Raw genomic sequence first — 26,306 nt, forward strand, 5'->3', positions numbered from 1 at the left:
AGTCATGCGACTGAGAACCCTACTGCTCGCTTCGTTGTTCGTGCTCGCCGCCTGCGGCAGCCCCGAAGCGGCGACCGCGCCGGCAGCCGGCCAGTCCGGCGGCGTCAACATCACCGCGAACCAGAACCGCGTCCGGGCGCAGAAGGTCGCCGCGATCGCCGCGCTCATCCCGGCCGACATCCGGAACCGCGGCACGCTGGTCGTCGGGACCACCGGCAACGGCACCCCGCCGCTGTCCTTCCGCGCCGACGACGACAAGACGGTCATCGGCGTCGAGCCCGACCTCGCGCAGCTGGTCGCCGACGTCCTCGGGCTCCAGCTCGACCTGCAGGCGTCGTCGTGGGAGAACCTGTTCCTGTCGGTGGAGAACCGGCAGTTCGACGCCGGGTTTTCGAACATCACGGTGACCGAGGAGCGCAAGGACAAGTACGACTTCGCGACCTACCGCAAGGACACCATCGCGTTCGAGGTCAAGAGCGAGAGGGCCATCGCGGTGCAGGGGCCGAAGGACATCGCCGGGCTCACCGTGGGCGTGGGCGCCGGGACGAACCAGGAGCAGATCCTGCTGCGCTGGGACCAGCAGAACAAGGCCGGGGGCCTGGCGCCGGTGAAGTTCCAGTACTACCAGGCGACCTCCGACTACTACCTGGCGCTGCAGTCCGGCCGCATCGACGCCTACGTCGGCCCGAACCCGACCTCGGCCTACCACGTCGCCGTCGACGGGAAGACCAAGATCGTCGGCACGGTCTCCGGCGGCGGCGCGATCCCGGCGGACATCGCGGCGATGACGAAGAAGGACGACGGCCTGGTCAAGGCCCTGCAGCAGGCGCTGGACACCGTGATCAAGAACGGACAGTACGCGGAGGTCCTCAAGCGCTGGAACCTCACCTCGGAGGCGCTGCCGGCCTCGGAGATCAATCCGCGGGGGCTGCCGCGGAAGTGAACCGGCTCAGCGGCTGCGTAGTCGAACAGGGCCGCACGGTCGGGAAGCTTCGTCTTGGTCATCAGGCTGGAGACGTGCTTCTCGACCGTTTCCGGCGAGATCAGCAGGCGCCGGAGGACGCCCGAGCGGAAACCAGGAACCGGATGGCTTCGGCGACTTCTTCGGGCTGGGCGCCGCGGCCGGCCGGGAGGGTGGCGAGGTGGCCGCCGAACCTGTCGCGGATGTGCTCGTTCCCGAGGCTGCCGACGTTGACGATCGCGCCGCGGCCGCGTTCGGCCATGGCGGGAGCGAACGCTCCGGTCAGGAGGTAGGGCGCTTTCACGTTGAGGGCGAAGGCGGTGCCCGCCCGATCCCGCTCGTCGAACCCGTGACGAGGGCCACGAGGTCGGTGCCCCCGGTTCGTTGCTGCTCACTGGCTTCGCTTTCCTGTTCAGCGGACGATGAGGACCAGCCGGCCGCGGACGTGGCCGGTTTCGCTGGCGCGGTGGGCGTCGGCGATGTCGGCGAGCGGGAAGGTCCGTTCGACCGGCAGCCAGAACTGACCGGCTTCGATCAGCTCGCCGATGGTGGCGAGGGCGTGGAAGGCATTGCCGTCGGCGAAGCCGTTGCTGAAGTGGACGCCGTGCTGTCCGGCGCCGGCGAAGTCGGCGAGGGTGATCACGTTCTTCGCCTCGCCGCCGGCGAGTTCGATGAGCTCGGGCAGGATTCCGTTGCCGGCCACGTCGAGCGCGACGTCGACGCCGTCCGGGGCCAGGGCGCGGACGCGGTCGGTCATCCCGTCGCCATAGGTGACCGGTTCCGCGCCCAGCATGCTCAGGAAGCCGCTGTTGCGGGCATTGGCGGAGCCGATCACCCGCGCGCCGCGGGCGAGGGCGAGCTGGACGGTCGCGGTGCCGATCCCGCCGGAGGCGCCGTTGACGAACAGGGTGGTTCCGGTGGTCACGTGCAGTTGGTCGAGGCCGCGGGTGGCGGTTTCGAGGGCGACCGGGATGCCGGCGGCGTCGACGAACCCGAGTGACACAGGGATGGGTGCCCGGTAGGTCAGCAGTGCGTACTCGGCGGCGGCCGCTTGGTCGTCGGAGATGCCGAAGATCCGATCGCCGACGGCGACGTCGGTGACGCCGTCGCCGATTTCGTCGACGACACCCGCGACGTCGGCGCCGGTGGTCTGGGGGAGAGTGGCGCCGAAGCCGAGTTCGCCGCGGCGGATCTTCGCGTCGCTGGCGCTGATCCCGGCCGCCCGGACCTCGATCCGGACCTGGCCGGGGCCCGGATGCGGGTCGGGCAGGTCCACGATCCGCAGGACCTCGGGGCCGCCGTACTGCTGGAACTGCGCTGCTTTCATGGTGATCGTCTCCTCTCAGGCGTTGCGGCTGTTGGGGGTTTGTAGGTGAAGCCGCCCGGGCTGACCTGGTCGCTCAGTGGGTGAGGGCGGGTTCGGCGTCGGGGTCGACGGCCAGGGGGCCGCTGCGGAAGAGGCCGGCGGAGAGCAGGGCCCCGGCGAGGAACAGTGCGGCGGCGATCCAGAACACGAAGTGGTAGCCGGCGAACGTCGCTTGCGCGATCGTGGCGGGGTCGCTCGCGGTCGCGGCGTGGGCGGTGAGGTAGCCGGTGGTCGCGGTCGCGCCGAGGGAGCTGAACACGGCCAGCCCGATCGAGCCGCCGACCTGCTGGGTGATGTTGGCCATCGCGGACGCCACCCCGGTTTCGTGCGGCCGGACGCCGCTGGTGGCCGCGTTCTGTCCCGGGCCGAAGACCATGCCGAGGCCGAGGCCGATGACGAGCAGGCCCGGAAGCACGCCTCCGGCGTAGGTCGAGCCGGCGTCGAGGCCGGTGAGCAGGACCATGCCCACCGCGGCGAGGAGGCTGCCGAGCGGCACGATCGGGCGGGGTCCGACGCGGGGGAGCAGCACCGCGCCGGAGACCACCGCGCCCGCCATCACCAGGACGACCATGGGCAGGAACGCCAGGCCGCTCTGCACCGGGGTGAACTTCAGGGTGTCCGCGAGGTAGTAGGTGACGAAGAGGAACACGGCGAAGCCGCCGGTGCCGGAGATCCCGATCGTCAGGTAGGCCGCGCCGCGGTCGCGATCCACAACCACTGTCAGTGGCAGCAGCGGGTCCCGGACCCGCCGCTCGACCAGGACGAACGTGAGCACGAGCAGCACACCGAGCGCGGTCGGGCCGAGGGTCCACGGGTCGGTCCAGCCGCGGGTGGCGGCGTTGCCGAGGCCGTAGACGACGCCGAAGAGGCCGAGCAGGGCCAGGACGGTGCCGGCGAGGTCGAGCCGGGTCCGCTCGGGGCGGGCGCGGTCGACGAGGAAGACGAGGGCACCGGCGATGGCGATCGCGGCGATGACGACGTTGACGTAGAGGCACCAGCGCCAGGACAGGTTCTGGGTGAGCACGCCGCCCAGGAGCAGGCCGAGGGCGCCGCCGGCGCCGGAGATGGCGCCGAAGACGCCGAACGCGCGGCCGCGTTCGTCGGCGTTGTCGGCGAAGGTCACCGAGACCATGGCCAGTGCGGCGGGGGCGAGGATGACGGCGAAGGCGCCTTGGGCGACGCGGGCGATCAGCAGGAGGGTGAACCCGTCCGCGGCGCCGCCGAGCGCGGAGGCGGCCGCGAAGCCGAGCATGCCGATGACGAACAGGCGTTTGCGGCCGTAGCGGTCGCCGAGGCGGCCGCCGAGGAGCAGGAGGCTGCCGAAGGCGAGGGCGTAGCCGGTGACGACCCATTGGCGGTTGTCGTCGGAGAACGCAAGATCGTGCTGGGCGGTCGGCAGGGCGATGTTGACGATCGTGGAGTCCAGGATGACCGTCAGCTGCGCCAGGCTCAGGACGACGAGCGCGAGCCACCGGTTCGGGACGGCTTCGGATTTCACGGGGACCTTCGATCGCTCACGGGCTTGACTTACCGATGTTATATTAACTTATCAACGGTAAGTCAAATGTCGGCGGGTAAAGTGACCTTCATGACCGACGACGTCCTCTGGCTGCGGGACGAGCCGCCGCGACCGCCGAGGCGGAACACACCGCTCACCCTGGAGCGGATCATCACCGCGGCGATCGCCGAACTCGACGCGGCGGGGGCGGAACGGCTGACGATGCGCAAGCTCGCCGAACGGCTCGAGGTGACCTCCACCGCGCTCTACTGGCATGTCGCGACCAAGGAAGACCTGCTCGACCTCGCGCTCGACCACGTCGTCGGCGAAGTACCGGTACCGTCGCCCGGCTCGGAGCCCCGGGCCGGACTCCGGACGCTGCTCGTCGGCTGGCGCGCCGCGATGCTCGCCCATCCGTGGTCGCCCGCTCTGCTCGGCCGTCCGCTGCTCGGACCCAACGTGCTGGCGCGCACCGAGTTCATCCAGGCGAAGCTCGTCCAGGCCGGGCTGGCCGGGCTGGAACTCGCGGCCGCGACCCGCACGCTCGCCGGCTTCGTCCTCGGCGCGTCGCTGGCGGACGCCACCTGGCGCCGGCTGGACGACCCGGCGGCGATCGCCAAGGTCCGCGCGCACATCCTCGACTCCGCCGAGCGCTACCCGACACTCAGCACGTCCGGGTTCGTCGATGCCGGCTGGCCGGACGACGAGCTGTTCGCCTTCGGTCTCGACCGGGTGCTCGACCGGCTTCTCGCCAGGACCTGATCGCGGATCTCGGCGGGAAAAGGGGCGGGCCGCCGGAGCCGGTCGGGGTCGACGGTGGTGCCCTTGATCCGGTGGGTCGGCGCGGCGGCACCGCACCTGCGGCGGAGCTCCGCCGGGCGGATCGTGGCGATCACCGCGTCTCAGCCGCGCTCGTCCGGACGCGATTCGATGCCCGGCAGCAGGTGCCGGATCAGGGCGTCGGCGAAGTCTTCGGTCAACGGCTGGTCGGGGATCAGCAGGCGGTGGTAGCCCGCTCCCCACAGCTGGTCGACCACGGTCTCCGGATCGACGTCGGCGCGGATCTGGCCGCGTTCCCGGGCCCGGGTGACGGCGTCGACCGCGAGCGCGCGGCGGGGGCCGGAGTACACCTCCCGGAAGGCCGCGGCCAGTTCGGGATCGGTCTGGGCTTGGCCGATCAGCTCGGCCACGGCCCGTCCGGCGGGCCCGCGCAGCACCTCGACGAACGAGCGCACCTGGGTCCTCAGGTCGGCTTCGATGTCGCCGGTGTCGTCGAACTCGAGCCGGTGTTCGACGGCGTGGCGGTATCCGTCGAGCGCCAGCGCGCCCTTCGACGGCCACCACTTGTAGAGCGTCACCTTGCTCGCCCCGGACACCGCCGCGACGCGTTCCATCGTGAACGCCGCCATGCCGTCCTCGAGCAGGATCCGGCCGGCGGCGTCCAGTACCTCCGCCCGGACCTGAGCGGCGGGGCGTCGTCCCCGGCCTCGCCGCACCGGGGCGGGGGGTTCTTCGCGGGTCACCTTCGTCTCCTCGGGAGGGGCGGCATATGAACGCATCGTACGCAGTAGCCGGTGACCGGGCGAATCGTCGAGCGTGAGCCAGGTCACCGGCCGTTATGTGGACGCAGAGTTCATTTCCTGATTATATGAACGTGTCGTACACAAAGTTGCCTACCGAGGAGGCCACCATGACCACCACCCGCACCGCGATCGTCACCGGCGCTTCCGGCGGCATCGGTCGCGCTGTCGCGCAGCGCCTGGCCACCGACGGCTACGCGGTCGTCGTGCACTACGCGGGCAACGAGCAGCGCGCCGAGGAGACCGTCGAAGCGATCACCGCCGCGGGTGGTTCCGCGGTCGCCATCGGTGGTGACGTCGCCGACGAGCAGGCCGTGGCGGCGCTGTTCGACCAGACCGAGCAGCACTTCGGCGGCGTGGACGCGGTGGTGCACACCGCCGGGATCATGCAGCTCGCCCCGCTGGCCGAAGCCGAGTTCGACGTGATCGACCGGATGCTGCGTACCAACATCCGCGGCACCCTGGCCGTCACGCAGCAGGCCGCTCGCCGGATCCGCCGAGGTGGCGCGATCGTCACCTTCTCCACCAGCGTCATCCGCCTGGCCCTGCCCACCTACACCGCCTACGCCGCGAGCAAGGGGGCGGTCGAGGCGATGACGCTGATCCTGGCCAAGGAACTGCGCGGCCGCGACGTCACCGTCAACGCCGTGGCGCCGGGCCCGACCGCGACCCCGCTGTTCCTCGACGGCAAGGACGAGGCCACGATCTCCCGCCTGTCCTCGATGTCGCCGCTCGAGCGCCTGGGCACTCCCGAGGACATCGCCGGCGCGGTCTCGTTCCTCACCGGCCCCGACGGGCGCTGGGTCAACGGCCAGGTGCTGGCCCCCAACGGTGGCGTCGCCTGAGCCACCCGCATCCACATCCCGACTTCGAAGGAGCACGACCATGACCAAGACCATCCTCATCACCGGCGCCGGCTCCGGGTTCGGCGCGCTCTCCGCCCGCGCGCTGGCCGAGGCCGGCCACACCGTCTACGCCGCGATGCGCGGCACCACCGGCCGCAACGCCGGCCGGGTCGCCGAAGCCGCCCAGTGGGCCGCTGACACCGGCGGCGACCTGCGCACCGTCGAACTCGACGTGCTGTCCCAGAAATCCGCCGACGCGGCCATCGAGACCGTCTACTCCCGACACGGTCGCCTGGACGTGCTCATGCACAACGCGGGGCACATGGTCACCGGGCCCACCGAGGCGTTCACCACCGAAGAGATCGCAGCGGTCTACGACACCAACGTGCTGGGCACCCAGCGCGTCAACCGAGCCGCGCTGCCTCGCATGCGCGCGCACGGCGACGCCCTCGTGCTGTGGATCGGTTCGACCAGCACCCGGGGTGGCACCCCGCCCTACCTGGCCCCGTACTTCGCCGCGAAGGCCGCCATGGACTCGCTGGCCGTCAGCTACGCCGCGGAGCTCGCCCGCTTCGACATCGAGACCACGATCGTCGTTCCCGGTTCGTTCACCAGCGGCACCAACCACTTCGCGACCGGCGGCCACCCCGCGGACGCGGCCACCGTCGCGGCCTACGAGCGGCGCTACCCCGGCCTGGTCAAGCAGGTCGGCGCACGCCTCGCGGCGCTCGCCCCCGCCGACGCGCACGCCTCGATGGTCGCCGACGCCGTCGTCGAGGTGGTCGGCACCCCGCACGGGTCGCGCCCGTTCCGGGTCCACATCGACCCCGCGAACGACGGCGCCGAAGAGGTCAGTGCGGTCGCCGACCGCATCCGCGCGGAGTTCCTCGCACGCGTCGGCCTGGACGACGTCCTGCACCCCCACGCGAGCTGACCCGGTCATCCCGTCCCCGCGATCGGCATCGACCGCTCCCACTGAGCGTGGCATCGATGCGTCGCGGGGCGACCGGACCACGTCAAGGGATCCGGGCGGCTCTCGCCGTCGCTTGCCGACGTTCGGAGTCGGCATCCCGCTGCTTCCCCTGGCCGCAGGGCTGAGCGGCCAGGGGGAGCGGACGACGCCGCGGCAGCAGGCGGGAACCGGGTCGTCCGGTCAGGCCCGGTTCAGTTGCCACTGCTGGTTGGCCCCGCCGTTGGAGGCCCACTGCACGACCTGCGCCCCATCGCTCGTCGCCGCACCGGAGACGTCCGCAACCAGTCCGCTGTCGTGGCTGACGATGGTGTAGTAGCCGTTGCCGGTGGACCGCAGGTACCACATCTGGTTGGTGCCGCCGTTGGCCGTCCACTGCTGCAGTTGCAGCCCGGCCGTGCTGCTGTTGGCGTTGACGTCGAGCGCCTTTCCGCTCGGGACGTACTGGAGGGTGTAGGAGCCGTCGGAGGTCGTGGCAATGGTCCAGGTGGCGGTGCCGCTCTGCTGGACCACCTTGGCACCGTCCGCGGTGGAGTTGCCCGCGACGGCGAGCGGCTTGCCGCTGTTGCGGTTGACGATGTGGTAGGTGCCCGGTGCGGGTCCGTCTCCGCCGCCTCCGGCGAGGTTGAAGTACTCCACCGCGTCGGTGAAGACGGGGCTACCGGACTTCGTGGTCGACAGCTGCAGGTACACGCGGTTGCCGGTGGCCGGGGTGGTGAAGGACACCGGCTGGGTGACCCGCGAGCCGAGCGGGACGGTCAGGGTCGTGCTTCCGGACGCGACGACCGCGCCGTCCGGCGCGTCGAGCCGCGCCGTCCAGGTGAAGCCCACCGAGGTGTCGGCGAAGTCGTCGTTGAAGACGGTGATGTTGCGGGTGACCGTGGCGTTCCGGGCGTAGCTGGGCACGGCCTGCGGCAGGGGGAACGTGCCGTTCGAGTCCGAGGCGCCGGAGGCGGACCAGTACGGGAGGTCGACCGCGGCCACCGGGTTGTACGCCGCCTGCACGCGCTGGATCTGCGGGTTGCTCCAGGGGGCCGGGAGGTTGTCCGCGCCGTAGATGGGGTGACCGCCCTCCTCCGGGGTGAAGTCGGTGGTCCGCACTCCGGGCACGACACTGGCCCAGGCGGACAGCAGCGTGTACGGACGCAGGTCGGTGGCGTTCTTGCCGCGCTTGGCCAGGGTTGCCGTGGCGAACCACTCGAAGCCCTGCTTGTTGTTGCACGCCGGCCAGATGAACTCGCCCTCGCCGTCGGGCCGCCCATTCGCGGTGACCACGCCCTCCCCGTACCTGCCGAAGCCGTCGATGTAGTGCGAGATCACCGCGAAGTTGGGGTACGTCATCCCGGGGTAACTGTTGACATTCGCGCCGACGCCCAGCTCGGCAATGACCGGCCGGGTGCCGTCGGCGCCGTTCATCGCCGCGTACAGGTCCTTCTCGAACTGTTCGGAATCCTGGCCGCTCTGGTTCGGCTCGTTGTTCTGACTCCAGCGGATGACCGCGGGGTGGTTGCGGTCGCGCAGGACCAGCGCACGGGCGTGGCTGACCATGTTGTCGTGCCCGGCGATCCAATCCTGCCCGGACTGGGAGCCGCGAATCGCGACCTCGTCGATGACCATCAGGCCCATCTCGTCGGCGACATCCAACATGTACGGGCTTGCGGGCTCCTGGTGGACGCGTATCACGTTGTAGTTGAGGCGCTGGTAGTTGTCCACCGTCTGCGGCCAGCCGCCGTTGTTCGACGAAGGGGGCAGGAAGCCGGGCAGGGTGTCGTAGGCGTCGCCCTTGCCGCCGTTGTTGATCCGGTCGTAGTCGGCACCCTGCAGGTTGTCGCCGCGGAAGTTCACGCGCACGCCGTTGAGGTAGTAGTAATCGCCGTTCTGGGTGGCCTCCCGGAACCCGAACCGGTACGTCGCGTCGCTGGTGTGCCCGTCATCGGTGACGGCGTGCACCGCAAGCCGGTGCAGCTGCGCCCGGTACCCCGGCCGGTACGGCACGTTGGGCCACCAGTACGAGGTGCTGTCGAGGTTCCACGCGACCGGCCCGACGGTCACGGTCGCGGTCGAGTGGGCGGCCACGGTGACCGTACGGCTGGGCAGTTCCGGGTAGCTGAAAGCCGTTCCGTTGTCGGACGACAGCGACCCGGTCACCGTCACCGACCGGGAGCTGCCCGACGTGTTGCGCACCGACACGTCGTAGCTCAACGTCTTGTTCGCCACCGACGTACGCACGAATGTGTCGCTGACGGACACCGCCGGGTACGTCCGCAGGAACGCCGAACGGTAGATCCCCTGGGGGACCGCCTCGGACCACTCGGCGGCGTCGGGCACCAGGTACCGGCCGTTGGACGCCTTCAACGCCCCGCGGCCCTTCACGTCGACGCTGATCGTGTGGGTGCTGCCGGGGGCCGCGTAGGCGGTGATGTCGAAGTTCGACGGCGTGAACGCCGTGGTCTGCGTCGCCACCACCCGGCCGTCGACCGACAGCGTCGCCTGGTGGTTGACCGCCCCGAACTCGATCCACGTCGACTGCGGCTGACCCGAGTCGGGCACGGTGACGGTGCGCGAGTACACCGCCTGGTTCACGTCGGTGAAGCCCTGCTTGTACCAGCCGCCGCCGGGCACGGTGATCGAGGTCGCCCCCCGGCCCGCCGGCGTGAAACTCCACGTCCCGGCCAGGTCGACCGAGGCGATCGCGGCGGCGCCGGCAGCCGCGGCCGCGGCCGCGGGGGCCTGCTGTGTTGCGACGGCCGGCTGTGCTGCGGCGGCGGGTTGCCCCGCGTCGATGATCGCGAGGAGTGTGGCGCCGGCCAGCGCTGCGCGGGCGAAGCGCTGGGACAGCGTGCGAGGGCTGTTCTGACGCATCAAGAAATCCCTTTCGCGGGTGTCGCGTCTACGGGGATGCACCGATCATCGGACCCATCGTCACTGCCGCCGGGCCGTCGAAATGGAGAGGTCCACCATGGACTCGTCTACCGGCTCCATGCCCGCGGAGCAGGGCATCGGTCGGTAGGCAATCGTGTTCGAACCGGTTCGACCAGAACGATAAGCGGGGTCGACTCGTGGTGTCAAACATGTCTGTGGCTGGCGACGAAGGAAGAGCGCGATCCCGGGAAACTTTCAAAGAAGAGCGCGTTCCCGGGAAACTTTCAGGCCGCGACTGGGCGGGATTGGTGGCTGTAGTTTGTCGATAGTTGGTGGCGTGAAAGTTTCAGCGAGGACAAAGCCGGAAAGCAGAACCCGAGCCGGTGGCAACGTCAGGTGGTGAACGCCCCGCAGCGCGTCGGACGCGATGGTCTCGGGGGCCGGCCAAGACCGAGGAGTTCGCCGCTGCGCTCGGCGCCACAACGGGGACCTTCGGCGCCACCCCGTCGGGTGACATCGTCATCCTCGCCGTGCCACACGCGGGCGAGCGCGCACGTGGTCACACTTCCCCGGCGACATCACCACAGCCGGTCGACGGCACGGGGAGAACGGCAACTCCGCCCACCCTGACAGGGAGTACTGATGCGCGTCTTCGTCACCGGCGGAACCGGCCATTCCGGTTCGTTCATCGTCTGTCGTCCACGTCGCCCACCGGCAGGACCTGCTCCGCACCGGCGGGATGAGCGCCGTGGCCGCGGCGGAGCTCCCGATCATGCACGCCTACGGTGAGGCGCTCGCGGGCACCGGCAAGCCGCTGGTCGTGGCCGGGAGCATCGGATCACCCGGCAACCTCGGCCGACCGATCGTCGAGGAGGACCCGGCCCTGCCCGGCGGCGATGAGCACCAGGGCGCCCTGCGGGCTCGCAACGCCGTGGAAAGGGCCGTGATCGACCTCGCCGAGCGAGGGGTCCGGTCGTCGGTCGTGCGGATCGCCAACATCGTGCACGACACCACCGACGATGCCGGCTTCCTTCCCCTGCTGCTCGCACTGGCGAAGGAGAAGGGTTTCGCCGGGCACCCCGGAGACGGCACGAACCTGTGGAACGCGGTACACGTTCGCGATCTCGCCTCACCATTCCGCTTGGCGCTGGAAAAAGGACCGGCCGGCAGCTACTGGCACGACGACGTGGCCACGCTGGAGGACTTCGTCCGAGGCGGAGAGGGGGCGCTGGCGATGGTCGACGAGAACGCCGTCTGGCGGGAGGCGGAGAGCTGTCCTGGGGTGGGGAATGGCGAGGGCCGGACGGGTTCGCACGCCTGACCCGTGAGATCGACGTGCTGGCAGAGCTCACCGCACGCGGGCACGAGATCGTCCGGGCAGGCGACGTGGTGGTGCTGCGGCTCGACGCCGTTTTCACCTCTCGCAAGAGCGGGCGGCAGGCTGTCAACGACCTGGTCGAGAACGGTTGACTCGCTCGGTCTTCATCCGCGCCCCAGCCGGGAACGACCACGAATTCAATCCCTACAAGGCCGACTTCCTCGACACCTGGACTCTGCTGTGCTGGGCGGCCGCGCGGACCGAGCGCATCGGCCTGTCCGGCAACGTGCTGAACCTGCCGCTACGCCAGCCCCCCGCCGTGCTCGCTCGCGCGATGGCCAGCCTCGACCTGCTCTCCGGTGGCCGAACGAGCCTCGGGCTCGGGGCCGGCTTCTACTGGGATGCCGTGCAAGCGATCGGCGGACGGCGGCTGACCCCGCTGCAGGGCGTGGCGGCCCTCAGCGAGGCCATCGACGTGATCCGCGGGGTTTGGGACGCCGACGTGCCCGGCACCCTCACTGTCGAGGGCGAGTTCCACAAGTCCACGGCGCCGAGCGCGGACCCGCACCCGCACACCACATCCCGATCTGGCTCGGCGCCCACAAGCCGAAGATGCAGGACCTGGTCGGACGCAAGGCCGACGGCTGGCTGCCGTCCCTGCCGGTCATGGAACCCGGCGGCCTGCCCAAGGGAAACGCCATCATCGACGACGCCGCACGCGCCGCAGGCCGAGACCCCCGCGACATGTTGACGTAGAGCCGGCGCGTCAGCAGCGTCGGGGGAGCGGTCGCGGACCAGATGTTTCTTGGTGCTGTCGGCCGGTTTCCAGCCGGTGATCGGGACGCCGCCGCTGATGACCGGCCGGGCGCCGGAGTCGCGGCGGTCAGCTGCGGCGGCGCGCTCAGCGCGTAGGTGCCGCCCGGGACGGACCTGTCCGTGGTGCAGCTCGTGGTCGATCAACGTGCGGCTGGAGCACTGGCCGACATGTGCCGCGTTGCGGTCTTCGGGCGCTGTGATTCAACGCGCGCAAATGATCGCAACCGATGGGCCGGTAAAAAAGTGAAATTGATGACGAATCGCGTCATGGCAAATTCTGCAACCCCTGTTTCGTCGAGGCTGACGCTACGCTTGCTCGAAGCGACCGGCAATACTCCGATGAGTGGATACCGTCGCACGGATTGTGCTGCATGGTCTGAATGGCGCAATTCACGGTGAGTTTTCCTTGATTCGGAAACGGATGGGCCTGCTCCGGCGACCTTCGACCGTGGATGCTCCCCGTGGGCTGCCCAGTTCGATAATCGTGGTAATCGGAAAGGAACGTCATGCGCAAACTGCGGGCCGGGTTGTCGCTCGTCACCGCCGGGCTCCTGAGCCTGGTGATCTCGGGCGTGGTCGTCTCGTCCGCGCAGGCGGATCCGGGTTCCGAGGGGGGCGTTGAGCGCTATCTCGACTCCGTCCGGCACGACCCGGCCCGGTTGCGGGCCTTCATGCTGGACCTGCCGAAGGGCGGCGACCTGCACAGTCACCTGTCCGGGGCGGCATCGACCGAGCTGCTGATCTCCCTGGCCGCCCGGGACGGGCTGTGCATCCACACCACGACGTTCGTCGCGGCGGCCGGGCCTTGTGGTGCGGGTCAGCGTCCCGCCGCGGCCACCTCGTCGGATCCTGCTTTCCGCCGTGCCGTGCTGATGGCGTGGTCGATGGAGGGCTTCCAGCCGGGGCAGGGCGAATCCGGGCACGACCACTTCTTCGCCACCTTCGGCAAGTTCGGTGCGGTCACCGGTGCGCACCGGCTCGACATGCTCGCCGACGTGCTGGACCGGGCCGGACGGCAGAACGAGCAGTACCTGGAAACGATGCTGACCCGGCAGGGCGGGCCGCTGTTCGACCTGTCACAGCACGTCACCTTCACCGACGACTTCGCCGCGATGCGGGCGCAGGTGCTGGCCGGCGGCACCATGGCGGGCATCACGGCCGCCGCGACGGCGGAAATGGACACCGACACCACGCGGCTGCGGTCACTGCTCGGCTGCGCCACGCCGGCCGCGTCGCCGGGGTGCGGTGTGACCCCGCGGTACATCCAGCAGGTCAACCGGAACAACCCACCCAACGTGGTGTTCACGTACATGGTGTCGGCCTTCGAGCTCGCCGCGGCCGACCACCGCACGGTGGCGGTGAACCTGGTCTCGCCGGAGGAAGGCGAGGTCTCCATCCGCGACTACCGGCTGCACATGCGGATGCTTGACTACCTGCGTGGCGTCTACCGCACCGGGCACATCACCCTGCACGCCGGCGAACTCGTTCCCGGCCTGGTCAAGCCGGAGGAGCTGACCTACCACATCCGGGAAGCCGTGCTCACCGGCCGGGCGGAGCGGATCGGGCACGGCGCGGACGTGCTCGGCGAGGACGACTGGCCGCAGCTGATGCGCACGATGGCCGACCGGCACGTGCTGGTGGAGATCAACCTCAGCAGCAACGAGCAGATCCTCGGGCTCTCCGGCCGGGACCACCCGTTCCCGAGCTACCGCGCGTTCCGGGTGCCGGTCACCCTCTCCACCGACGACGAGGGCGTCTCCCGCATCGACCTCACCCACGAGTACCAGCGCGCGGCCACCGGCTACCGCCTGCGCTACCGCGACCTGAAAACCCTGGCCCGCACCAGCCTCGACCACGCCTTCCTCGACGGCGCGTCACTGTGGCGCAGCCCGGACACCTTCGTGCCGGCCACACCGTGCGCCCGCGACCGGCTGGGCGCACCGCATCCCGGCCCGGCCTGCCGGACGTTCCTCGCCGGCAGCCCGAAAGCGAGCCTGCAATGGCAGCAGGAAGCCGGGTTCACCGCGTTCGAGCACCGCTACCGCTGAGTCCGGCACGATGTCGGGAAAGGAAGTCCGGATGTCTTCATGGCGGCGTTACCTCCCGGTTCTGTTCCTGCTCCTGGTGTCCGCGGGCTTCGCGCCACCCGCCCACGCGGTGGCGGCGGCCCACCGCGTGGTGTCCATCGCGCAGGCGCGAACCCTGCCGCCGGGCACGGTGGTCACCGTCGACGGTGTGGCGACAACCCCCTCGGGTGCGTTCGAGTCCAGCTTCTTCGACGAGGGTTTCGGACTGCAGGAGCGCAGCGCCGGCATCTACGTCAGCGTCGCGGTCGACCTGGGTATCACGCCCCGCACCCGGGTCCGGGTGACCGGCACGCTGCGCGACAGCTCCGGGTTGCGCGTCCTCGTGCCCGACGACCCGGCCGCCGTCGTCGTGCACGGCAACGGACCCGCCGTCCGGCCGCGGCTGCTCGCCACCGGCGCCGTCGGCGAGAACTCCGAGGGACAGCTGGTGCGCGTGGTCGCCACGATCACCCGGGCGCCGGCGCCGGATCTGCCGTACGGGTTCAAGTTCTCCGTCGACGACGGCTCGGGCGAACTCACCATCTTCGTCAACACCCAGACCGGCATCGACCTCGCCGGACTCGCCGCCGGCCAAACCGTCGGCGTGACCGGTTTCAGCAGTCAATTCGACACCCACTACGAGATCGACCCACGATTCGCGGCCGACATCACCAGCTGCCATCGATGATCCGCAACGGAAGGGACGACATGAAAACCGGCTACTCCGATCGCACCGATCAAGAATTCCTGACCAGCATGGTGGACAGCATCAACCAGCACCGGGCGAAGCACGGAGTCCCGCCCGTGGTCCTCGACCAGCAGCTCGTCGACTACGCCAAGTCCCGCGCCGAGCACGTCGCGGGCAAGGGAGCTCTCGTCCACGACGGAACCGGAGGGTACGGAGAGAACCTCTACTCGTCGAGTTCGTCCGAACCGGTCCAGGGACCGGCCACGGCGGCGAGCGACGCCTGGTACGCCGAAATCAAGTACTACAACTACGAGACGTTCGCCAGCAACGACCCGAAGAAGGCGATCGGGCACTTCACCCAGCTCGTCTGGAAGGACAGCACCAAGATCGGTGCGGGCCGCGTGTGCGGCAGCGCGGACAACACCTGGCACGACACCTACATCGCCGTGAACTTCTCCTCGGCCGGAAACATGTCAGGCGCGTACCAGGACAACGTCCTCCCGCCGGCCCCGTGACCGGATGACCGAGCGGCCCGCGCCGGAAACCGGCGGCGGGCCGTCACCGGCCGTTGAAGGCGCGTTCCCGGGTCCGGCCGTCGGGGCTGTCGCCGAAGAGGCGGGCGTCGTGGTCGGGCACGTGCTCCGCGGACTTCGGAACGGGAGCCGCCGGCGACTGCTCCGTGCGCACGCGGGGCAACGCGTACGGATGTGCCCGGCGGGCCCACTGCACGAGCTGCTCGCGGACCAGGCAGCGCAGGTCGAACAGCGTCGGCGCGTCGGCCGCGCTCACCAGCGCACGAACCCGGATCAGGGTGTTCACCGCGTCGGTCACCTGCAGCACGCTGACCCGGCCGTCCCAGAGGTCGGTGTCACCCAGGATCCGGCGCAGTTCCTCGCGCATCTCCTCCACCGGCACCGACCAGTCCAGATCCAGCTCCACCGTGCCCAGTAGCGCCGCCTCCCGGCGGGTCCAGTTCTCGAACGGCTGGGACATGAAGTAGGAGGTGGGCATCACCAGCCGGCGGTCGTCCCACAGGTGGATCACCAGGTAGGTCAACGTGATGTCCTCGATGCGGCCCCACTCGTTCTCCACGATCACCACGTCGTCGAGACGGATCGCATCACTGAACGCGATCTGCATCCCGGCGAACACGTTGCCGAGCAGGGATTGCGCGGCCAGCGCCGCCACCGCGCCGATGACCCCGGCCGAGGCGAGCAGGCTGGTGCCCGCGGCCCGCGCCATCGGGAAGGTCATCAGCATCGCGCCGAGCGCGATCAGTGCGACTCCGGCAACGGTGATCCGGCGGACCAAGGTGACCTGCGTCTGCAGCCGCCGGGCGTGCCGGTTGTCCGGGACGTCGACCCGCAGCCTCGAAAGCGCGGCCTGCTCGACCGACGTCAGGATCCCGGCAACGAGCCAGCCGCCGGCCCCGATCAACGCCAGCCCGAGCCCGTGGCTCACCGGCCCCCGCCACGGCCCGTCCGGGAGGCCGAAGGCGCAGGCGCTGCGCACCGCGATCACCGCGGCGAACCACAGGAACGGCCTGTGCGCGTGCACCGTCAACTCGGCCAAGACCGCGGACCGCCGCCCCAGCCGCCGCACCACCCGGCGGAAGAGGTGCTCGGCGACGAGGAAAAGCCCGAACGCCGCCGCCGCGACAACCACCGCGGACACCAACCGGCCCCATCCGTCGGACACTCGCCTTCCTCCTTTCGGGCATCTCGTGAGGCGTACCCACCGCGGTCGGGTCCCGACACGGTGGCTGTTCTCACAGCGCAGGAGCCGTCACCTCCCGATCCCGGCGCCCTCGCTCACGCCATGCTCGGCCTGGACCGCGCCGGCAACCGGCAGTCCGAGTGAGGCCTCCCGATCGGTACATCCCGGCTGACGGTCATGCGGATGCTGCGGACCCGGTGCGGTTTCTCCGCGCGGTCGCTGTGGCGTCGCCCATCGTCCGTGCGCTGGGGTTCGCCGTCGAGGCGTGGCGCTCCGGGCAGCTCAGGCGGGCGGGTTCGGGTGGGTCAGGCCGAGGTCGTAGGCGAGGATGACCGCCTGGATGCGGTCGCGGGCACCGACTTTCGCGAGCACGCGGCCGACGTGGGTCTTGACCGTCGATTCGGACAGCACGAGGCGCTCGGCGATCTCCCCGTTGGTCCACCCTTGCCCGATCGCCACCAGGATGTCCTGTTCCCGGGCGGTCAGCGACGCCCAGCGAGGATCGGCGGGTGGCGTCGGCGTGGCTCCGCCGTCGGGGAGCCGGTGGCCGTAGGTGTCGAGGAGCCGCCGGGTCAGGGCGGGGGCGATGACGGCGTCGCCGCCGGCGACGGCCCGGATCCCGGCGAGCAGCTCTTCGGGGTGGGCGTCTTTGAGGAGGAACCCGCTGGCTCCCGCGCGGAGGGCGGCGTAGGCGTATTCGTCGAGGTCGAAGGTGGTCATGACGAGGACGCGGGAGCGGCCGCCGGTGGCGAGGATCCGGCGGGTGGCTTCGATGCCGTCCATGCCGGGCATGCGGATGTCCATGAGGACGACGTCGGGCCGCAGCTCCGCGGTCCGGCGCACGGCTTCCGCGCCGTGGGCTGCTTCGCCGACGACTTCGGTGTTCGGGGTCGCGTCCAGCAGCATGCGGAAACCGAAGCGCTGCAACGGCTGGTCGTCGGCGATGAGGATGGTCGTCACGGTGTCCCACCCGGTGCACCGGGCAGCGGCGCGAGGTCGAGCACGGCCATGACGGCCCACCCGCCAGTGGGCGTGGGGCCCGCGTCGACCGTGCCGCCGTACAGTGCGGCACGCTCTCGCATTCCCGCCAGCCCGTTTCCCTTTTCCGGCGGGTCGAGGGGTTGTGCCGGGCCGTCGCCGCGCCCGCTGTCCCGGACGCGGATGCGCAGTTCCACGCCGTCGGCGGCGACCAGGACGTCGATCCGGGTGCGGGGGCCTGCGTGGTTGAGCGTGTTCGTGAGCGCTTCCTGGACGATGCGGTAGGCCATCAGCTGGACGCCCCGGTCGAGCGTGTCCAGTTCGCCGGCGGACCGGTAGACGACCTCCGGGCCGGCCGCGCGGATCCGCGCGCACAACGCGTCGAGGTCGGCGATGCCCGGTTGGGGATCCAGCTCGGGCGCGTCGCCCTTCTCGCGCAACACGCCCAGCATGCGCCGCAGCTCGCCCAGCGCTTGACGGCCGGCGTTGCCGACCAGCCGGAGTGCTTCCTTGCTGCGTTCGGGGGCGACGTCGGCCGCGTAGGCGCCGCCGTCGGCCAGCGTGATGATGACCGACAGGTTGTGACCGACGATGTCGTGCATCTCGCGAGCCACCCGGACGCGCTCGGTGGCGGCGGCCAGCCTGCTGCGCTGGTCGCGTTCGATCTCCAGCTGGGCCGCGCGGTCGCGCAGGCTGGCGAGCTGGGCCCGGCGGATCCGGACGGCCAGCCCCAGTGCGACGGCCGCGGTGACCGCGGTGAGCAGGAAGAACAGCGCCTCCCAGAACGACACGAACCCGGAAACCCGCGCGGCCACGGGAACCAGGAGCGCGACCTCGGCCGCGCAGGCCCACGGCAGGTGCCGCAGGCGCCCGTGCAGGGTCACGCTGTAGAGCGCCACGAGCAGCGCGACGTCGGCGCGCAGGACGACCCCGAGCGACCACTGGACCAGGAATGCCGCCGCGGTCAGGGCCAGCGCGACCGACGGCGCCCGCCGCCGCCACAGCAACGGCAGCACCAGGCCGGCCTGCAGCGCCAGGGTGCCCACCGGCGGCAGGTGCCTGAAGGTGAGGAGGAGTTGCTCCGGGCCCCCGTCTTCATCGTGCGGAATCAGATCCGGCAGGCAGAACACCACGAACAGCGCGGCGACGACGGCCAGGTCCAGTACCCACGGGCGGCGCCGGTCCGCCTGCCGGACCGACTGGCCGAGCCGGATCAGCCAGGTGACCAGCGGGTGCGCCGGCAGGGGAGCGGTCCACGACGAAGGCGGGTGGCCCACCTGTTCGTCGCTGCGCACGTGCCTCACCTGTCCATCGTGGAGGAAAACCGCCGGTGCGGCACCCGGGCGACGCACCGGCGGAACCTCGGTCAAGCGTCCGACCGCGCCAGCCGGTAGGCGGCTCCGGCCAGCAGCAGGACGGTCCAGCCGAGGAAGACCAGCAGCCCGGCCCCCGGGGCCAGGCTGCTGGCGTCGTGGGTCAGGGCGAACATCGACTGTCCCGCGTTGCTCGGCAGGTACGGGCTGATGTCGCCCTGCCAGGACTTCGGGAGCAGCGAAATCAGGCCGGGGATCAGCATGAGCGCCGCGACCAGGACCGAGATGCCGCCGGCGACCGAACGCAGCAGTGCCCCGAGCGCGACGCCGATCACGCCGACGAGGCCCAGGTAGAGACCGGCGCCCAGCAGGCTGCGCAGGACACCGGTGTCCGACAGCGTCATCGCCGCGGGTGTCCCGGCCACGATGGCGCTGCCGAACACGAAGGCCAGGAACGCGCCGATCACGCCGACGAGCAGCGCGACGACGCCGAACACCGCCGACTTGGACCACAGCACGGGCAGCCGGCGCGGGACTCCGGTCAGCGTCGAGCGGATCATGCCGGTGGAGTACTCGCCGGCGGTGACCAGGACGCCGAGCACGCCCAGCGCCAGTTGCGCGAAGTTCGTCCCGAAGAGGGACAGGTTCAGCGCGGTGGCGCCGGCGAAATCCTCGTCGAGCGGCTGGCCGGAGCTGATGTTGGACTTGTACCGGGCGGCGGAGATCAGCCCGAACGCGACCAGGAAGACCAGGCCGAGGCCGAGGGTGATCCAGGTGGAGCGCAGGGACCAGAGTTTCGTCCACTCCGAGCGCAGGACGTGGCGCCCGGTCACGCGGTAGGCCGGGCGGGCGGCCCGGGTGGCGGGGGCCGCGGGTGTGGTCAGGGTGCTCATGCGGCGCTCCCGAGCGTGTCGATGCCGGTGGTGGCGCCGTGGTACTCGACGGCGTCGCGGGTCAGGTCCATGAAGGCGTCCTCGAGGGAGACGGTCCGGGGGGAGAGTTCGAACAGGGCGATGCCGTGCTCGGCGGCCTTGAGCCCGATGGAGCGGGCCGAGAGGCCGCTGATTCGGAGTTCCTCGGAGCCGGTGCGGCCGGCGATCTCGACGCCCGGTCCGGCCAGGACCTCACGCAGCCGGCCCGGTTCGGCCGTGGCCACGTGCACGGTGTCGCCGCCGGCGTCCCGGACGAGGTCGTGGACGGTGGTGTCGGCGAGCAGCCGTCCCCGGCCGACGACGATGAGGTGCTCGGCGACGAGGGCCATCTCGCTCATCAGGTGCGAGGAGACGAAGACGGTCCGGCCGTCGGCGGCGAGGTCGGTGAGCAGGGTGCGGATCCAGAGGACTCCCTCGGGGTCCAGTCCGTTGACCGGCTCGTCGAGGATGACCGTCGCCGGGTCGCCCAGCAGGGCCGCGGCGATCCCCAGCCGCTGACCCATCCCGAGGGAGAAATTCCCGGCGCGCTTCTTCGCCACCGGCTGCAGCCCGGCCAGCTCGATCACTTCGTCGACTCGGCGGCATGGGATGCCGTGGGTCTGGGCCTGCGCGAGCAGGTGGTCGAACGCCGACCGGCCCGGGTGCACCGACTTCGCTTCGAGCAGGACCCCGACCTCTTGCAGCGGCGCGTGGTGTTCGGCGTAGCGGCGGCCGTTCACCTTGACCGAGCCACTGGTCGGGGTGTCGAGCCCGACGATCATCCGCATCGTGGTCGACTTGCCCGCGCCGTTGGGCCCGAGAAATCCGGTGACAGTGCCCGGCCGGACGGTGAAGTCCAAAGAGTCCACGGCGGTCTTTTCCCCGTACCGTTTCGTCAGCTGGTGTGCCTCGATCATCGCTCATCCCCTGAGATCCCGGATCGGACAGCCCGATCCGTTCGCCCCCGACGCTAGAAGCGGCACGGAGCCGGATCGTGGTACCGGAGGAGGGAATCCGGTGCCGCGGCGTAGTACCGCGGTACTACGAGATGATCTGACGGTCACGCACACAGGTATCAACGTTGGGGGAAAACAGGATTCGTCCGTTATCGGGCGCTCGTCCGGGTAAGTTTCACGCCCCGTTGGCCCGGCGGGAATTTCCGGTACCGTACGAACCGGTTCGAGGACGCCGCCGACGCCCGCCACCCGGCAGCCGCCGCGTTCCGGACTGCGCCGCTCGGAGATGTCGAAGACGCCATCGGAGGTCGCATGCGCCCCTTCACCCGCAAGCCGCGTCGATCACCCCGCTCCCGGCGCGGCGCGCTCGCCGCCGCACTGGGGCTCGCCGTCGCTCCGGTCTTCGCCACGGTCGCGGCACCGCCCGCGGACGCGGCGTCGACACTGCGTTCGCTGGCCGAGACCCAGAACCGGTACATCGGCACCGAGCTCACCGGCAACATGGTGAACAACGCGACGATCACCTCGCTCGCCGGCGCCCAGTTCGACATGGTGACCCCGGGCAACGAGATGAAGTGGGACACCACCGAGCCCGGCAACGGTTCGTACAACTTCGGTCCCGGCGACAGAGTCGTCTCCTTCGCGCAGGCGCACAACATGCGCGTGCGCGGGCACAACCTGGTCTGGCACGCCCAGCTGCCCGGGTGGGTGAACAGCCTGCCGCGCAACCAGGTCCAGGGCGCGATGGAAGCCCACATCACCACCGAGGTGAACCACTACAAGGGCAAGATCTACGCCTGGGACGTGATCAACGAACCCTTCAACGAGGACGGCAGCCTGCGCCAAGACGCCTTCACCGCCGCCATGGGCACCGGCTACCTCGCCGACGCGATCCGCACCGCACACGCCGCGGACCCGAACGCCGTGCTGTACATCAACGACTACAACATCGAAGGCGAGAACGCCAAGAGCAACGCGCTCTACAGCATCGCGCAGTCCCTGCTGTCCCAAGGCGTACCACTCGGCGGTATCGGCCTGGAAAGCCACTTCATCGTCGGCCAGGTCCCCTCGTCCATGCCGGCGAACATGCAGCGTTTCGCGGCGCTGGGGCTGGACGTCGCCATCACCGAGCTCGACGACCGCGTCCCGCTGCCGGCTTCCGGCGGCAACCTCCAGCAGCAGGCGGCCGACTACGCGACCGTGGTGAAGGACTGCCTGGCGGTCACCCGCTGCCCCGGCGTTTCGCAGTGGGGCGTCGGTGACGCCGATTCCTGGATCCCCGGGACCTTCCCCGGCTACGGCGCCGCGAGCATGTACGACAACAACTACCAGCCCAAGCCGGCTTACAACGCCACCGCGACGGCTCTGGGCGGCGCTCCTCCCACCGGCGGCGGGACCGGGCCGGTGCACGCGGTGGGCGCGGGCAAGTGCCTGGACGTGCCGAACTCGACCACCACGGCCGGCACGCAGGTGCAGATCCGGGACTGCTCGGGCGGCTCGAACCAGAGCTTCACCCTCACCTCATCGGGCGCGCTCAGCGTGTACAACGGCGGCGACTGCCTCGACGCCGGCGGCCGCGGCACGAGCCCCGGCACCAAGGTGATCATCTGGCCCTGCACCGGCCAGGCCAACCAGCAGTGGACCGTCCACTCCGACGGGACGGTCACCGGCGTGCAGTCCGGGCTCTGCCTGGACGTCACCGGAGCATCCACCGCCAACGGCGCCCTCGTCGAACTGTGGACCTGCAACGGCCGGAACAACCAGCAATGGACGCTCGGCTAGCCGCGTAACCACCACGTCCTCCGCCGGGAAAGAAACTCGCCGTGTCAAGGTTCGTCGGGCGGCCGCACGTTCGACGGCGTGGGGGCGATCAGCGGCGGTGGCGGCCCGGCTACGGCGCTTCGGTGCAGATCCTCAAGATCGAGATCGGCGGTGACACCAACTCCACCTCCGGCGCGGAGCCGAGCGTCGAGCACACGCGAGGGACCGTGCTGGATCGGCGGCGGCAACTTCTGGTCCACGGCTGGTACCGGAATCCGCGCTCCACGCTCAACTCGGCCGGCTACCCGGCGGTGAAGATCGCGGGCGCCGACTCCGACTGGTCGATCGCCAACGACGTCCATCACCCCGGGCAGCGGCGGGAACGGCGGCACGACGTCGACGGTCGTCGGCGCCGGTTCGGGCCGCTGCCTGGACGTGCCCAACGCTTCGCAGGCAGCGGGCGCCCAGGTGGAACTGTGGGACTGCAACGGGGGCGCCGACCAGCAGTGGACCTCCACCGCCGCCGGTGAGCTGCGGGTCTACGGCAGCTCCTGCCTCGACGCCGGCGGCCAGGGCACCACCCCCGGTACCAAGGCGATCATCTGGACCTGCGCCGGCGGGAGCAACCAGAAGTGGACGCGGAACTGATCCAGCGGGTGGTGCACGCATCACCCGCTCCTTGATCCGGTCTCCTGGCGAGAAGGGCGGTCGGGTCAGGTGTCGACGATTTGCCACTGCTGGTTGGTGCCGGTGTTGGCGGCCCACGCGATCACCCGGGCGCCGTCGTTCGCCGAGCCGCCTTCCACGTCCGCGCAGAGGCCGGTGCGGACGTTGACGAGCCGGTAGTAGCCGTCACCGGTGTCGGCGAGCTTCCACCACTGGTTGTCGGTGCCGGTGTCCTGCGCCTGGTCCAGCTGGGTGCCCTGGCCGGCTCCGGCCGGGCTGTCGAGGAGCCGGCCGCTGTTGCGGTTGACCAGGCGGACCGAGCCGTCCGGATTGGACAGATGCTGCCACTGCTGGTTGGCGCCACCGGACCAGGCCCACTGGACGACCTTGACGCCGTCGGCCGTTCCGTTGCCGGTGACGTCGAGAACCTTGCCGCTGCGCCGGTTGACCAGCCGCACGTACCCGCTTTGCGGGGGCTGGGACAGGGAGACGGTGATGTCGGTGCGCTGGTCCGCGGTCAGGGACACAACTCTTGCGTTGACACCCAGCGGCGATGTGGCGACGGGCGCCGTCGTCGTCACGGACGCCATGCCCCGGCGGCTGATCAGCGTGATGTCCTGGTCGATCGCCGACGTCACGGACAGCGTGGCCGTGCGGGCGGACAGGTCCCAGCCGAGACTGTGGACGCGGATCCGGCCGCGAGCACGCACTCCGGTGATCGAGCCCTTGGCCAGCTGCCCGGGCAGGGCGGGGAGGATCTCCAGCACGCCCGGCCGGGAGTAGAGCAACGCCTCGGCCAGCACGCCGGGTACCGCGTGGGCGGCATCGGCGTTGTAGGTCTGCAGGTTCGGGTTGTGCGACGTCATCAGCGACCGGAAGATCATGGTGTTGCCGAGGATCTTGCGGAGGTTGGCGTAGACCTTCCCGCCGTCCTTCAGCCGGGCGGCGGCCAGCGCCCGGTGCAGGCTCCCGTGGGCGGACAGGTTCTCGTCGCCGCGCAGTTCCAGGGCCCGCAGCGCGGGTGCGATCAGCTCGGGCCGGGTCTCGGGGTTGATCTCGTGCAGCGGCCAGGCGCCGTACAGGTGGTGGACGTGCCGGTGGTTGTAGTTGTCGTTGAGGCTCGGCCAGGACCACTCCGCCAGGGCGTTGTCGCCGTTGATCCGGTACGCGGGCAGTTTCCCGAGCAAGGCCGTCCAGCGCTGGACGCCCTGGCCGCTGCCCTGTTCCACGCCGAGCGCGTTGGCCGCGGAGATGGCGGCTTGGAGGGCGTGCTTGCCGGCCATGATGTCGCCGGTGGCGTTGACGGACAGGAGCACACCGGTGTTGCCGGGCGCGTTCTCCATCGAGAACGACGGGACGAACACGACTTTGCCGCCCGAGTCGGTCCGGGTCAGGAAGTCCTCGTAGAACAGCGCCAGTTCCATGAGCGCGGGGCCCAGCTTGTCCCGCAGGAACGCCTGGTCGCCGGTGACCTCCCAGTACTCGACGAGCGGGTAGAGCAGCCAGTCGGCGCCGCCGGTCCAGGTCTGGCCGGGGAACCCGGCGTCGAAGTGAAGCATGTGACCGTACTCGCCGTCGGTCCGGGACGGGGCCAGGAAACCCCTGGCGCCGTAGAGGTTCCGCGCGTTGGTGCGCCACTGGGCGAGCTGGCCGAGGATGAGGGTGAAGTAGCCCTGCATGGCCTCGGGGGTGTCGAGGATGTTGCCGCCGGCGACCTGGAGGTTGATGTTGGCGTCGGTGGTGAAGTCGTCGGCCCAGGCGCCGGTCCACGTCCCGGTCCAGATTCCCGTCAGCCGCGGCGGCAGGATCCCGCTGGAGCTGATGAAGAGGTATCGCCCCGAGTCGTAGAGCCGCTCGAGCAGCGCGAGGTCGATGACGCTCTGGTTGGTGTTCTGCCGGGCGATCAGCTGGCTGATCGGCAGTGCCCGGTCGGCGGCCGAGACGTTGAGGTCGAGCCGGGAGCGGTCGTACCAGGCCGTGTGGATCGCGGTGTGCCGGGCAAGCAGTGCGGTGTAGTCGGTGCCGACCGCGGCCAGCGCCGCGTGCAATGGCTGGGAGTCCCACGCGTTCGGCGTTTCGTACCGGTCGAGCTTGGTGAGCAGCAGCAGCCGTGATGCTCCGGACACGACAATGGTGGCTCCGCTGGCGGAGACGGTGCCGCCGGTCGGGACGACGCGGGTGACGCCTTCGTAGCCGAACGCGCCCTGCCCGGAAGGATAGGTGCCGCGCAGGTTCAGGTAACCGGAACCGTTGCCGAGGGTGGCCCGGGTCGTGAAGCCCACGCTGCCGGGGGTGCCGTCCAACGCGGTGTTCACACTCAGCGTCGCGTCGATCGTCCGGCCGGGCGCCGGCGTCAGTTCGTGGACGATCACGCGGTCGGCGCGGGAGACGAACGCCCGGCGGGACCACGTGCCGTTGCCGTCGGTCCAGCCGGTGGTGACCTCGCCCGTGCGGAAGTCGGTCACGCGGCTGTAGTCGTTGGCCGTGGTCATGGCCGGCGTCGCGATCCGGAGTTCGTACGCCGGGTGGTAGGTCTGGGTCCAGCGCAGCGACCAGCCGGCCGCGAAGTCCCGGTTCGCACCGGCGTAGTCACCGGCGAGCGCCTTGTCCCGGACGCCCGGCAGGCGTCCCGAAATCACCGGCGGGGTCAGCGATCGAGAGCCGTTGGGCAGGACGAGGCGGTGATAGTTGAAGATCACCTTCTCCTGCGACGGCGCGCCGTACAGCGTGGCACCGTACTCACCGTTGCCCGTGAGGAAACCGTCTGTCCAGGACGTCGCCGGGCCGGTGTCGTGGATACCCCGCTCGGGAAGCGTGATCTGCGATGACCGGGCCGCCGCCCGGCCGGACAGCAACCCACCGGGCAGGGCCGCGGCCCCGGCGGTCAACGCGGCGGCGGTGAGAAAGCGCCTGCGGTCGATGGGCAGGTCCATAACGCAAACTCCTTTGTCCGGCAGCCGTCCCTCGTCGCGCTTCGTCATGGCCTGGCCCGCAGAGGCGAGGACATGTGATGGATTTTCGGCTGTCGATCTCGC

At 70.3% G+C, this 26,306-nt stretch carries 22 protein-coding genes and 3 pseudogenes; 14 read left to right on the plus strand and 11 right to left on the minus strand.

The annotated features are described in order from the left end of the window. The first annotated feature begins 4 nt into the window (after positions 1 to 4). The gene (locus AB0F52_RS09980; protein WP_360167166.1) at positions 5 to 943 is read left to right on the plus strand and encodes an ABC transporter substrate-binding protein; all 939 of its coding nucleotides are present in this window, start codon (positions 5 to 7) and stop codon (positions 941 to 943) included. A gap of 100 nt (positions 944 to 1,043) precedes the next feature. Here the strand turns inward: AB0F52_RS09980 and AB0F52_RS09985 are convergent. The 3 genes and pseudogenes from AB0F52_RS09985 to AB0F52_RS09995 all read right to left on the minus strand — a co-directional run. Next, positions 1,044 to 1,331 (minus strand): annotated as a pseudogene (locus tag AB0F52_RS09985) (hypothetical protein); the annotation flags it as partial. A gap of 42 nt (positions 1,332 to 1,373) precedes the next feature. Next, complete coding sequence (locus tag AB0F52_RS09990; protein WP_360167168.1) at positions 1,374 to 2,288, minus strand: NADP-dependent oxidoreductase; 915 nt, start codon at positions 2,286 to 2,288, stop codon at positions 1,374 to 1,376. 73 nt (positions 2,289 to 2,361) lie between these two features. Continuing rightward, the gene (locus tag AB0F52_RS09995; protein ID WP_360167171.1) at positions 2,362 to 3,825 is read right to left on the minus strand and encodes an MFS transporter; all 1,464 of its coding nucleotides are present in this window, start codon (positions 3,823 to 3,825) and stop codon (positions 2,362 to 2,364) included. A gap of 90 nt (positions 3,826 to 3,915) precedes the next feature. On the opposite strand from AB0F52_RS09995, the gene AB0F52_RS10000 reads away from it, so the two are divergent. After that, a complete protein-coding gene (locus tag AB0F52_RS10000) occupies positions 3,916 to 4,587 on the plus strand; it encodes a TetR family transcriptional regulator (protein ID WP_360167174.1) in 672 nt (223 codons plus the stop codon). Positions 4,588 to 4,727: 140 nt separating this feature from the next. On the opposite strand, the gene AB0F52_RS10005 is transcribed toward AB0F52_RS10000, so the two are convergent. After that, positions 4,728 to 5,348: a TetR/AcrR family transcriptional regulator gene (locus tag AB0F52_RS10005; RefSeq protein WP_360167177.1), complete on the minus strand. Its 621-nt coding sequence runs from the start codon at positions 5,346 to 5,348 to the stop codon at positions 4,728 to 4,730. A gap of 167 nt (positions 5,349 to 5,515) precedes the next feature. Here AB0F52_RS10005 and AB0F52_RS10010 point away from each other — a divergent pair, with 167 nt between their 5' ends. Beyond that, the gene (locus tag AB0F52_RS10010) at positions 5,516 to 6,250 is read left to right on the plus strand and encodes an SDR family oxidoreductase (protein WP_360167180.1); all 735 of its coding nucleotides are present in this window, start codon (positions 5,516 to 5,518) and stop codon (positions 6,248 to 6,250) included. Between the two features lie 40 nt (positions 6,251 to 6,290). Then, positions 6,291 to 7,184 (plus strand): SDR family oxidoreductase, encoded by an 894-nt coding sequence (locus AB0F52_RS10015; RefSeq protein ID WP_360167183.1) that lies wholly within the window; start codon positions 6,291 to 6,293, stop codon positions 7,182 to 7,184. A gap of 219 nt (positions 7,185 to 7,403) precedes the next feature. Here the strand turns inward: AB0F52_RS10015 and AB0F52_RS10020 are convergent, their stop codons facing one another. Then, the gene (locus AB0F52_RS10020; RefSeq protein ID WP_360167186.1) at positions 7,404 to 10,082 is read right to left on the minus strand and encodes an RICIN domain-containing protein; all 2,679 of its coding nucleotides are present in this window, start codon (positions 10,080 to 10,082) and stop codon (positions 7,404 to 7,406) included. A gap of 739 nt (positions 10,083 to 10,821) precedes the next feature. On the opposite strand from AB0F52_RS10020, the gene AB0F52_RS10025 reads away from it, so the two are divergent. From AB0F52_RS10025 to AB0F52_RS10055, 7 genes and pseudogenes are all read left to right on the plus strand, one after another. Beyond that, positions 10,822 to 11,403 carry a hypothetical protein gene (locus tag AB0F52_RS10025; protein ID WP_360167189.1) on the plus strand — a complete coding sequence of 194 codons (582 nt, stop codon included), beginning with the start codon at positions 10,822 to 10,824 and terminating at the stop codon, positions 11,401 to 11,403. A 14-nt stretch (positions 11,404 to 11,417) separates the two neighbouring features. Continuing rightward, positions 11,418 to 11,552, plus strand: a complete 135-nt coding sequence (locus tag AB0F52_RS10030) for a hypothetical protein (protein ID WP_360167192.1) — start codon at positions 11,418 to 11,420, stop codon at positions 11,550 to 11,552. After that, positions 11,549 to 12,156 (plus strand): annotated as a pseudogene (locus AB0F52_RS10035) (LLM class flavin-dependent oxidoreductase). The gene AB0F52_RS10030 and the pseudogene AB0F52_RS10035 overlap by 4 nt, the downstream one beginning before the upstream one ends. A 180-nt stretch (positions 12,157 to 12,336) precedes the next feature. After that, positions 12,337 to 12,615, plus strand: coding sequence for a hypothetical protein (locus AB0F52_RS10040; protein ID WP_360167195.1), 279 nt, complete (start codon positions 12,337 to 12,339; stop codon positions 12,613 to 12,615). Between the two features lie 107 nt (positions 12,616 to 12,722). Next, positions 12,723 to 14,264 (plus strand): adenosine deaminase, encoded by a 1,542-nt coding sequence (locus AB0F52_RS10045; protein WP_360167198.1) that lies wholly within the window; start codon positions 12,723 to 12,725, stop codon positions 14,262 to 14,264. A gap of 31 nt (positions 14,265 to 14,295) precedes the next feature. After that, entirely contained in the window at positions 14,296 to 14,970 is a 675-nt protein-coding gene (locus tag AB0F52_RS10050) for a hypothetical protein (protein WP_360167200.1), read from the plus strand. Continuing rightward, a complete protein-coding gene (locus AB0F52_RS10055; protein WP_360167203.1) occupies positions 14,967 to 15,485 on the plus strand; it encodes a CAP family protein in 519 nt (172 codons plus the stop codon). The genes AB0F52_RS10050 and AB0F52_RS10055 overlap by 4 nt, the downstream gene beginning before the upstream one ends. A 43-nt stretch (positions 15,486 to 15,528) precedes the next feature. On the opposite strand, the gene AB0F52_RS10060 is transcribed toward AB0F52_RS10055, so the two are convergent. From AB0F52_RS10060 to AB0F52_RS10080, 5 genes are all read right to left on the minus strand, one after another. Beyond that, positions 15,529 to 16,668, minus strand: coding sequence for a mechanosensitive ion channel domain-containing protein (locus AB0F52_RS10060; protein WP_360167206.1), 1,140 nt, complete (start codon positions 16,666 to 16,668; stop codon positions 15,529 to 15,531). A 300-nt stretch (positions 16,669 to 16,968) separates the two neighbouring features. Further along, positions 16,969 to 17,646: a response regulator transcription factor gene (locus AB0F52_RS10065; RefSeq protein WP_360167209.1), complete on the minus strand. Its 678-nt coding sequence runs from the start codon at positions 17,644 to 17,646 to the stop codon at positions 16,969 to 16,971. After that, complete coding sequence (locus tag AB0F52_RS10070) at positions 17,643 to 18,959, minus strand: sensor histidine kinase (protein ID WP_360167212.1); 1,317 nt, start codon at positions 18,957 to 18,959, stop codon at positions 17,643 to 17,645. Before AB0F52_RS10070 ends, AB0F52_RS10065 begins: the two co-directional genes overlap by 4 nt. Before the next feature lie 71 nt (positions 18,960 to 19,030). After that, positions 19,031 to 19,870, minus strand: a complete 840-nt coding sequence (locus AB0F52_RS10075; protein WP_360167215.1) for an ABC transporter permease — start codon at positions 19,868 to 19,870, stop codon at positions 19,031 to 19,033. Continuing rightward, positions 19,867 to 20,805: an ATP-binding cassette domain-containing protein gene (locus AB0F52_RS10080; RefSeq protein ID WP_360167218.1), complete on the minus strand. Its 939-nt coding sequence runs from the start codon at positions 20,803 to 20,805 to the stop codon at positions 19,867 to 19,869. The genes AB0F52_RS10075 and AB0F52_RS10080 overlap by 4 nt, the downstream gene beginning before the upstream one ends. Before the next feature lie 351 nt (positions 20,806 to 21,156). On the opposite strand from AB0F52_RS10080, the gene AB0F52_RS10085 reads away from it, so the two are divergent. The 3 genes and pseudogenes from AB0F52_RS10085 to AB0F52_RS10095 all read left to right on the plus strand — a co-directional run bounded on the left by AB0F52_RS10085 (position 21,157) and on the right by AB0F52_RS10095 (position 23,253). Further along, complete coding sequence (locus AB0F52_RS10085) at positions 21,157 to 22,626, plus strand: endo-1,4-beta-xylanase (RefSeq protein WP_360167221.1); 1,470 nt, start codon at positions 21,157 to 21,159, stop codon at positions 22,624 to 22,626. 41 nt (positions 22,627 to 22,667) lie between these two features. Beyond that, positions 22,668 to 22,829: pseudogene (locus AB0F52_RS10090) on the plus strand (hypothetical protein); the annotation flags it as partial. A gap of 136 nt (positions 22,830 to 22,965) precedes the next feature. After that, positions 22,966 to 23,253 carry an RICIN domain-containing protein gene (locus AB0F52_RS10095; protein ID WP_360168281.1) on the plus strand — a complete coding sequence of 96 codons (288 nt, stop codon included), beginning with the start codon at positions 22,966 to 22,968 and terminating at the stop codon, positions 23,251 to 23,253. A gap of 65 nt (positions 23,254 to 23,318) precedes the next feature. On the opposite strand, the gene AB0F52_RS10100 is transcribed toward AB0F52_RS10095, so the two are convergent. Next, the gene (locus AB0F52_RS10100; RefSeq protein WP_360167224.1) at positions 23,319 to 26,204 is read right to left on the minus strand and encodes a glycoside hydrolase N-terminal domain-containing protein; all 2,886 of its coding nucleotides are present in this window, start codon (positions 26,202 to 26,204) and stop codon (positions 23,319 to 23,321) included. Positions 26,205 to 26,306 lie beyond the last annotated feature (102 nt).

The sequence above is a fragment of the Amycolatopsis sp. NPDC024027 genome (assembly GCF_040638975.1).
Lineage (GTDB): Bacteria > Actinomycetota > Actinomycetes > Mycobacteriales > Pseudonocardiaceae > Amycolatopsis.

Bases quoted from the DNA above. Each gene is read 5' to 3' on its own strand.
- AB0F52_RS09980 (WP_360167166.1), top strand. From the start codon at position 5: ATGCGACTGAGAACCCTACTGCTCGCTTCGTTGTTCGTGCTCGCCGCC.
- AB0F52_RS09990 (WP_360167168.1), bottom strand. From the start codon at position 2,288: ATGAAAGCAGCGCAGTTCCAGCAGTACGGCGGCCCCGAGGTCCTGCGG.
- AB0F52_RS10000 (WP_360167174.1), top strand. From the start codon at position 3,916: ATGACCGACGACGTCCTCTGGCTGCGGGACGAGCCGCCGCGACCGCCG.
- AB0F52_RS10010 (WP_360167180.1), top strand. From the start codon at position 5,516: ATGACCACCACCCGCACCGCGATCGTCACCGGCGCTTCCGGCGGCATC.
- AB0F52_RS10015 (WP_360167183.1), top strand. From the start codon at position 6,291: ATGACCAAGACCATCCTCATCACCGGCGCCGGCTCCGGGTTCGGCGCG.
- AB0F52_RS10020 (WP_360167186.1), bottom strand. From the start codon at position 10,082: ATGCGTCAGAACAGCCCTCGCACGCTGTCCCAGCGCTTCGCCCGCGCA.
- AB0F52_RS10025 (WP_360167189.1), top strand. From the start codon at position 10,822: ATGAGCGCCGTGGCCGCGGCGGAGCTCCCGATCATGCACGCCTACGGT.
- AB0F52_RS10045 (WP_360167198.1), top strand. From the start codon at position 12,723: ATGCGCAAACTGCGGGCCGGGTTGTCGCTCGTCACCGCCGGGCTCCTG.
- AB0F52_RS10050 (WP_360167200.1), top strand. From the start codon at position 14,296: ATGTCTTCATGGCGGCGTTACCTCCCGGTTCTGTTCCTGCTCCTGGTG.
- AB0F52_RS10055 (WP_360167203.1), top strand. From the start codon at position 14,967: ATGATCCGCAACGGAAGGGACGACATGAAAACCGGCTACTCCGATCGC.
- AB0F52_RS10075 (WP_360167215.1), bottom strand. From the start codon at position 19,870: ATGAGCACCCTGACCACACCCGCGGCCCCCGCCACCCGGGCCGCCCGC.
- AB0F52_RS10080 (WP_360167218.1), bottom strand. From the start codon at position 20,805: ATGATCGAGGCACACCAGCTGACGAAACGGTACGGGGAAAAGACCGCC.
- AB0F52_RS10085 (WP_360167221.1), top strand. From the start codon at position 21,157: ATGCGCCCCTTCACCCGCAAGCCGCGTCGATCACCCCGCTCCCGGCGC.
- AB0F52_RS10100 (WP_360167224.1), bottom strand. From the start codon at position 26,204: ATGGACCTGCCCATCGACCGCAGGCGCTTTCTCACCGCCGCCGCGTTG.